Source organism: Polaromonas sp. CF318 (genome assembly GCF_000282655.1).
Classification (GTDB): Bacteria; Pseudomonadota; Gammaproteobacteria; order Burkholderiales; family Burkholderiaceae_C; genus Polaromonas.
In genome coordinates, this window is the sequence record NZ_AKIV01000148.1 from 76,950 (window position 1) to 84,015 (window position 7,066).

The window sequence follows — 7,066 nt, forward strand, 5'->3', positions numbered from 1 at the left end:
TTTTCGCCAATCCCTCCCAAGGAGTCCCGCCCGTGAACACCCACCCCGCCATGCATGCCATCGTTTCCAGGGACGAATGGCTCGCCGCCCGCCGCCTCTTGCTGGCCCGCGAAAAAGAGCTCACCGCCCAGCGCGACCTGGTGAGCGCCGAGCGCCGCCGCCTGCCCTGGGTACCGGTCGACAAAGCCTATGTGTTCGACGGCCCGAACGGCCCCGAAAGCCTGGCCGGGCTGTTTGAAGGACGCAGCCAGCTCATCGTCTACCACTTCATGTTCGGCCCGGACTGGAAAGAGGGCTGCCCCAGCTGCTCGTTTTTGGCGGACCACGTCGACGGCACCCTGCCGCACCTGGCCGCGCGCGGCATCGCGCTGGCCGTGGTCTCGCGCGCGCCGCTGGCCAAGCTCGCCGCCTTCAGGCAGCGCATGGGCTGGCGCTTCAAGTGGGTGTCGTCCTCCGGCAGCGATTTCAACTACGACTACCACGTCTCCTTCACGCCCGAAGCACTCGCCGGCGGAAAGGTAGCCTACAACTACCGCATGGAAGACGTCGGCGACATGCAGGACCTGCACGGCATCAGCGTGTTCGCGCGCGACGGCCAGGGCAACGTCTTCCACACCTATTCAAGCTATGCCCGCGGCGCGGATTCCCTGGTCGGCAGCTACCACTACATGGACCTCACGCCCAAAGGGCGCGACGAAGACGGCCTGCCCTTTCCCATGGCCTGGGTGCGCCACCACGACAAATACCCTTTGGCTGAACCCGCAGCCCAGGCCGTGCCGGCCTGCTGCCACGCCGAAGCCGGCAGTGCTGCATGACGGTTTCCCCCAAAGCCACGCGCCGCGACTGGATTGGGCTGGCTGTCATCGCGCTGCCCTGCCTGCTGTATTCCATGGACCTCACCGTGATGAACCTGGCGGTGCCGCACCTGAGCGCCGAGCTCAAGCCCACGGGCGCGCAGCTATTGTGGATCGTCGACATCTACGGCTTCATGATTGCCGGCTCGCTCATCACCATGGGCACGCTGGGCGACCGCATAGGCCGGCGCCGGCTGCTGCTGATGGGCGCGGCGGCGTTCGGGGCCGCGTCGGTGCTCGCCGCGTTCTCCACCAGCGCCGAGATGCTGATCGCCACGCGCGCGCTGCTCGGCGTGGCCGGGGCCACGCTCGCGCCTTCCACGCTGTCGCTGATCCGCAATATGTTCCTCGACGCCGGCGAGCGCACGGTCGCCATCGGCGTGTGGATCACCAGCTATTCGGTGGGCGGCGCGATAGGCCCGCTGGTGGGCGGTGTACTGCTCGAGCACTTCTGGTGGGGTTCGGTGTTCCTGGTCAGCGTCCCCGTGATGGTTTTGCTGCTGGTGCTGGGGCCCATGCTGCTGCCCGAATACCGCGACCCCGGCGCCGGCCGCCTCGACCTGCTGAGCGCGGCGCAGTCGCTGGCGGCGGTGCTGGCCGTCATCTACGGCCTCAAGCGCATCGCCGAAGGCGGCCTCAGCTGGCTGGCCGCGGGTTGCATCGTAGCGGGGCTGGTGATTGGCATGGCCTTTTTGCGCCGGCAGCGCACGCTGGCCAGCCCGCTGATCGACCTGGCCCTGTTCCGTGTGCCGGCTTTCAGTGCGGCCCTGGCCATCAACACCTTCTGCTTCTTCGGTGCGTTTGGTGCCTTTCTTTTCATCGCGCAGTATTTACAGCTGGTGATTGGTTTGTCGCCGCTGGAGGCAGGTCTCTGGTCGGTGCCGTCGGCGCTGGGCTTTGTGGTGGGTTCCATGCTGGCGCCTGTCATGGCGCGGCGTATCCGCGCCGGGTTGGCGGTTACCGGTGGGCTGGCGTTGGCGTTTGTGGGTTTTGGGGTGCTCACGCAGGTCGGTGGCGCCTCGGGCCTGGCCACGCTGGTCGCCGGCAGCGTGATTTTTTCGCTGGGGCTGGCGCCGGTGGTCACACTGGGCACCGACCTCATCGTCGGCTCTGCGCCGCCCGAGCGTGCGGGCGCGGCGGCGGCGATTTCAGAAACCAGCTCGGAGTTCGGCGGCGCCCTCGGCATTGCCGTGTTGGGCAGCGTCGTGACGGCGGTCTACCGCCACGCCATGGAGGACAGCGTGCTGGGCGGTGTTCCGGCCGCGGCGGCGCAGGCCGCGCGCAGCACGCTGGGCGGCGCTGTGGCGGTAGCGGCTGAATTGCCCGGCGCCAGTGGCGCGGCCTTGCTCGATACCTCACGCGACGCCTATGCCCAGGCCTTCCAGGTCACGGCGGGCATCAGTGCCGCGCTGGTGCTGGGCACGGCCGTCCTGGCTGCTTTCATGCTACGGCAGGCCGGTGCAGGCCCGGCCGCCGGGTCCGTGCACTGATGCAAACAGAGGGCCCGCCTTGCAAAATCCGCAATGTTCAGAACCGCACTTTCAGAAAGGCCGACGGCCCTTTGAGCTTGACGCGAAAGCGCGCATTGTTGCTGTCCTCGCGGCGCAGGTCGATGTCCGTCAGGCCGTAGTCCAGTACCACACCGACGTTTTTGGCCGGGAACCATTCCACGCCCACGGCCGCGTTGTAGATTTCGCCGCGCGTGCTGCCGCCGGTTTTTTTCACGCCCGAGGCGTCGGCAAACAGCCGCAGGTCCGGCGAGATCGCATGCCGCAGGCCCAGCTCCAGCAGCGGCGCCACCGCGTCGTCGCTGTCGCTTTGCCGTATGCTGCCGGTGCTGCCGCCCACCGTCGCGGTCGCGCTCAGGTCCAGGCCCACGCGGTAGTAGGCTGCGCCCGCACCCACGCCGAACACGGTGTTGCCCGAACCGAACCACCATTTGTAGGCCAGCTTGGCGAAGTCCACCTTAACGTCCAGGTTGGCCGTGCCCGTGGTCGTCACCGTGCCGCTGCCCGTCCTGAAATTGCTGGCCAGCGAATCCCCGTAGCCGCGCTTGAACTGGTAGTAGTCAAAGGACAGGCCCTGGCTGTCGAACAGCAGCAGGTCGGCCTTGATGCGCGGCAGGGTCACACTGCTGCTTTTCGAGTCGCCCGAGTCCAGCCGGCCGAAGTTGGTGTTCACCGCCGCGTTAAAGGTCGGGTCGGCATGGAAAGCGCCTATCGAAAAGCTCGCGCGGTCCAGCGCGGGCGAGGGCTGGGCCAGGGCCGCGCCGCCCAGCAGCGCCAGGGCGGCCAGCCCGGCCGTCTTCAGGGGGAGCCGTCCGGCACGGCGGGGCAGTGGAGTCATCCGCATGAAATTCATCCCATGAAAAAAAGTGCGCGGCACGCCTGGAACGCCTGAATCGAAATGCCGCAAAACGCCAGCGTTTACTGCCCATAAATTAGCAGCGGCATCTGGCCTCGCTATCCGCCAAACACCGAGGCGCATGTAGGACAGCATGTAGGACAACGCGCGGCGCAGGCATGGCGTAACATGCGCGGCCACGGTACCGTTTTTGCGACGGATGGACCTGAACCTGACCTGATTTGACTGGCGACATTCACTGATGAAGCAGAGGAGAGACCGCAAATGAGACAACACATGGACAGCCGCAAGCGCTGGTGGGCCCTGATGGTGCTGTGCCTCGGGGTGCTGATGATCGTGCTCGACACCACCATCGTCAACGTGGCCCTGCCTTCCATACGCACAGACCTGCATTTCACCGAAACCTCGCTGGTCTGGGTGGTCAATGCCTACATGCTGACCTTCGGCGGTTTTCTGCTGCTGGGCGGCCGGCTCGGCGACCTCTACGGCCACCGCCGGCTCTTTCTCGCGGGGCTCAGCCTCTTCACCCTGGCTTCGCTGGCCTGCGGCATCGCCAATTCGCAGGCGCTGCTCATCGTCGCGCGCGCGGTGCAGGGCCTGGGCGGCGCGGTGGTCTCGGCGATCTCGCTCTCGCTCATCATGAACCTGTTTACCGAGCCGGCCGAGCGCGCCAAGGCCATGGGCGTCTACGGTTTTGTCTGCGCCGGCGGCGGCAGCATAGGCGTGCTGCTGGGCGGCGTGCTCACCGACTCGCTGAGCTGGCACTGGATCTTTTTGGTCAACCTGCCCATAGGCGGCGCGGTCTTTGCGCTGTGCCTTTTGCTGCTGCCCGGCGGCAAGGGCCAGGCCGGCGGCGCCAAACTCGACGTCGGGGGCGCCGTCACCGTCACCAGCTCGCTGATGCTGGCCGTCTACGGCATCGTCAACGGCAACGAGGCCGGCTGGCTCTCGGGCCAGACTTTGGGCCTGCTGGGCGCGGCCGCGGTGCTCATGGCCGTCTTCCTGGCGATTGAATCCAAAGTGCAGACGCCGCTGATGCCGCTGGGCCTGTTCCGCCTGCGCAACGTCGCCACCGCCAATGTGGTGGGCGTGCTCTGGGCGGCAGCCATGTTCGCCTGGTTTTTTATCTCGGCGCTCTATATGCAACTGGTGCTGGGCTACAGCGCCCTGCAGGTCGGCCTGGGCTTTCTGCCCGCCAACCTCATCATGGCCGCCTTCTCGCTGGGCCTGTCGGCCAAAATTGTGATGCGCTTCGGCATACGCGCGCCGCTGGCCGCCGGCCTGCTGCTGGCCGCCGTGGGCCTGGCCTTGTTCGCGCGCGCGCCCGTGGCCGGCAGCTTCGCGCTCGACGTGCTGCCCGGCATGCTGTTGCTGGGCCTGGGGGCCGGCATGGCCTTCAACCCGGTGCTGCTCGCCGCCATGAGCGACGTGGACCCCAGCGAGTCCGGCATCGCCTCCGGCGTGGTCAACACCTCCTTCATGATGGGCGGTGCACTCGGCCTGGCCGTGCTGGCCAGCCTCGCGGCCGCGCGCAGCACGTCGCTGGGTGGTGCGGGGCTGGACGCGACCGCCGCGCTCAACGGCGGCTATCAGCTGGCCTTTGTGATCGGCGCCATTTTCGCGGCCGTGGCCGCCGTGCTGGGCGCCGTGCTGCTCAGGCCCGGCGCGGCCCCGGGCGGGGCCGCCGCGCAGGGCGTGGCGGACGCGGCCGAATAAGCGCATCAACGCCGCCCCGCAAAACGCGGCGTTTTCCTACCTCGCCGGCCTCGCGCCGGCCTCACCATGCGGGTTCAAGCCATGGGCAGTACCGGGCCGTCGCTGTGCCCGGGCCTTGGTTTCACCCCAGGAGAACGCGCATGAGCACCCTCACCGGAAGCTGCCATTGCGGCAAAAACGCCTTTCGCATAGACGGCGAAATGCCGGCCCAGCTCACGCGCTGCACTTGCTCCTTCTGCAGCAAGCGCGGCGCGCTGCTGGCCTACTACACTCCCGAGCAATTCCACGTCACCACACCCAAGGACGCCGACGCGGTTTACCGCTGGCAGACCAAGCTGGTGGACCACCATTTCTGCGCCGAGTGCGGTGTTTCCACCTACACCGACAGCCCGGCCTTCGAGATGGACGGCAGCTGGGATGGCAGCACGCGCCGCATAGGCGTCAACGCGCGCCTGTTCGATGATTTTGATGCCGCCACGGCGCCCGTTGCCGTGATAGACGGCAAAAACCTCTGGTAGCCCGTGCCGCGTAATCTGGGGATACAAATTCATCCGCAGATTGCGCAGATTTACGCAGATTGAAAACAACAGGCTTTCATCGACCTGAACCGCAAACGAATTTGCATTGGAGGGTCTTCATCTGTGTAAATCTGCGTAATCTGCGGATATAAATCCCCGCAATTCAGAAGTGCGGCGGCAAATCGTCGCGCAGGCTGCGCGCGGTGGTGATGTCGCCGTCACGCACGGGCGCGGCCTTGAGTTCGGCCACCTCGCGCAGCAGCGCGTCGATTTGCTGCTGCTGGCACACGATGATTTTGTCGAGCTGCTCCAGCAGGTCCTCGGCAAAGCTGGCCTTGATCTCGAGTTCGGTCAGGCGGCTGTCGGTGTGGTTCTCGGCTTGCATGCCCTTATTGGACACCATGGCGGGGAAGCCGGGGAAGTCGGGGAAATAACCGGCGCCCTGCGCGTTTGCCCGGCTTGGGCTACGCTTGACGGCTGTCGTTTATTTCCTGCCGCACACACACCATGACCCAAGCCAAAACCTTCCCCCAGGACTTTCCCATCACCCAGAAATGGCCCGCCCAGCACCCTGACCAGATCCAGCTGTACTCGCTGCCCACGCCCAACGGCGTCAAGGTCTCCATCATGCTCGAGGAGACCGGCCTGGCCTATGAGCCGCACCTCGTGAGCTTCGACACCAACGACCAGATGTCGCCGGCCTTTCTCTCGCTCAACCCCAACAACAAGATCCCCGCCGTCATCGATCCCAAGGGCCCCGGCGGCCTGCCTCTGGCCCTCTTCGAATCCGGCGCCATCCTGCTCTACCTGGCCGAGAAGACCGGCAAGTTCATCCCCCAGGACGCCGCAGGCCGCTATGAAACCATCCAGTGGCTGATGTTCCAGATGGGCGGCATAGGCCCCATGTTCGGCCAGTTGGGCTTTTTCCACAAATTCGCCGGCAAGGAATATGAAGACAAGCGGCCCCGCGACCGCTATGTCGCCGAGTCGAAACGCCTGCTCGGCGTGCTCGAGCAGCGCCTGGCAGGCCGCGACTGGATCATGGGTGAGCAGTACACCATTGCCGACATCGCGATCTTTCCGTGGGTCCGGAACCTGGTTGGGTTTTATGAAGCCGGCGAGCTTGTGGGGTTTGCTGATTTCCCTAACGTCAAGAGGGTGCTTGAGGTTTTTGTGGTGCGGCCGGCGGTGGTGAAGGGGTTGCTTATTCCCAAACGGGGGTGATGTCGGGTCTTGCTCCGACGAGCGCGCTCTTCCCCGCTCTTCCCTCTTCTTGGTTCTGCTGGCCGGGTCTCGCCCCGGCGGGCGACATACTTTTCTTTGCTTCGCCAAAGAAAAGTACCCAAAAGAAAGGCGACCCGCAGTCTGGGTCCCTCCGCTTCGCTACGGGCAACCTGCGGTGCTCGACTGCGGAGGGGGTCTGGCTAAACTCGCTACGCTGCGCTTCGCTCAGACAACGCCAGCCCTTATCCCTCCTCCGTCTGCGCTGCTCGGCCCAGCCAGGACGGGGCAATCGGGAGCGGAAACCGAATACCGAAATACCAAGAAGACAAATACAAACAAGGACACGCCATGGCGTGTCCTTGTGGTTTTCGGTATTGGTATTTTTCTCCC

At 65.6% G+C, this 7,066-nt stretch carries 7 protein-coding genes; 5 read left to right on the forward strand and 2 right to left on the reverse strand.

The annotated features are described in order from the left end of the window. The first annotated feature begins 32 nt into the window (after window positions 1–32). Entirely contained in the window at window positions 33–815 is a 783-nt protein-coding gene (locus PMI15_RS23120; RefSeq protein ID WP_007874813.1) for a thioredoxin family protein, read from the forward strand. Then, window positions 812–2,344: an MFS transporter gene (locus PMI15_RS23125; RefSeq protein WP_007874814.1), complete on the forward strand. Its 1,533-nt coding sequence runs from the start codon at window positions 812–814 to the stop codon at window positions 2,342–2,344. Before PMI15_RS23120 ends, PMI15_RS23125 begins: the two co-directional genes overlap by 4 nt. Before the next feature lie 37 nt (window positions 2,345–2,381). Here PMI15_RS23125 and PMI15_RS23130 read toward each other — a convergent pair whose 3' ends face one another. Then, the gene (locus PMI15_RS23130; RefSeq protein WP_238541178.1) at window positions 2,382–3,200 is read right to left on the reverse strand and encodes a porin family protein; all 819 of its coding nucleotides are present in this window, start codon (window positions 3,198–3,200) and stop codon (window positions 2,382–2,384) included. A gap of 282 nt (window positions 3,201–3,482) precedes the next feature. Here PMI15_RS23130 and PMI15_RS23135 point away from each other — a divergent pair, with 282 nt between their 5' ends. Next, complete coding sequence (locus PMI15_RS23135; protein WP_007874816.1) at window positions 3,483–4,934, forward strand: DHA2 family efflux MFS transporter permease subunit; 1,452 nt, start codon at window positions 3,483–3,485, stop codon at window positions 4,932–4,934. Window positions 4,935–5,074: 140 nt separating this feature from the next. Further along, on the forward strand, window positions 5,075–5,452 hold the full coding sequence (locus tag PMI15_RS23140; RefSeq protein WP_007874817.1) for a GFA family protein: 378 nt from the start codon (window positions 5,075–5,077) through the stop codon (window positions 5,450–5,452). A gap of 163 nt (window positions 5,453–5,615) precedes the next feature. Here the strand turns inward: PMI15_RS23140 and PMI15_RS23145 are convergent, their stop codons facing one another. Beyond that, a complete protein-coding gene (locus tag PMI15_RS23145; protein WP_036840872.1) occupies window positions 5,616–5,837 on the reverse strand; it encodes a SlyX family protein in 222 nt (73 codons plus the stop codon). A gap of 122 nt (window positions 5,838–5,959) precedes the next feature. Between PMI15_RS23145 and PMI15_RS23150 the strand changes: the two genes are divergently transcribed. Continuing rightward, window positions 5,960–6,676, forward strand: a complete 717-nt coding sequence (locus PMI15_RS23150; RefSeq protein ID WP_007874819.1) for a glutathione binding-like protein — start codon at window positions 5,960–5,962, stop codon at window positions 6,674–6,676. The last annotated feature ends 390 nt before the right edge of the window (window positions 6,677–7,066 follow it).

Bases quoted from the DNA above. Each gene is read 5' to 3' on its own strand.
- PMI15_RS23125 (WP_007874814.1), top strand. From the start codon at position 812: ATGACGGTTTCCCCCAAAGCCACGCGCCGCGACTGGATTGGGCTGGCT.
- PMI15_RS23130 (WP_238541178.1), bottom strand. From the start codon at position 3,200: ATGACTCCACTGCCCCGCCGTGCCGGACGGCTCCCCCTGAAGACGGCC.
- PMI15_RS23135 (WP_007874816.1), top strand. From the start codon at position 3,483: ATGAGACAACACATGGACAGCCGCAAGCGCTGGTGGGCCCTGATGGTG.
- PMI15_RS23140 (WP_007874817.1), top strand. From the start codon at position 5,075: ATGAGCACCCTCACCGGAAGCTGCCATTGCGGCAAAAACGCCTTTCGC.
- PMI15_RS23145 (WP_036840872.1), bottom strand. From the start codon at position 5,837: ATGCAAGCCGAGAACCACACCGACAGCCGCCTGACCGAACTCGAGATC.
- PMI15_RS23150 (WP_007874819.1), top strand. From the start codon at position 5,960: ATGACCCAAGCCAAAACCTTCCCCCAGGACTTTCCCATCACCCAGAAA.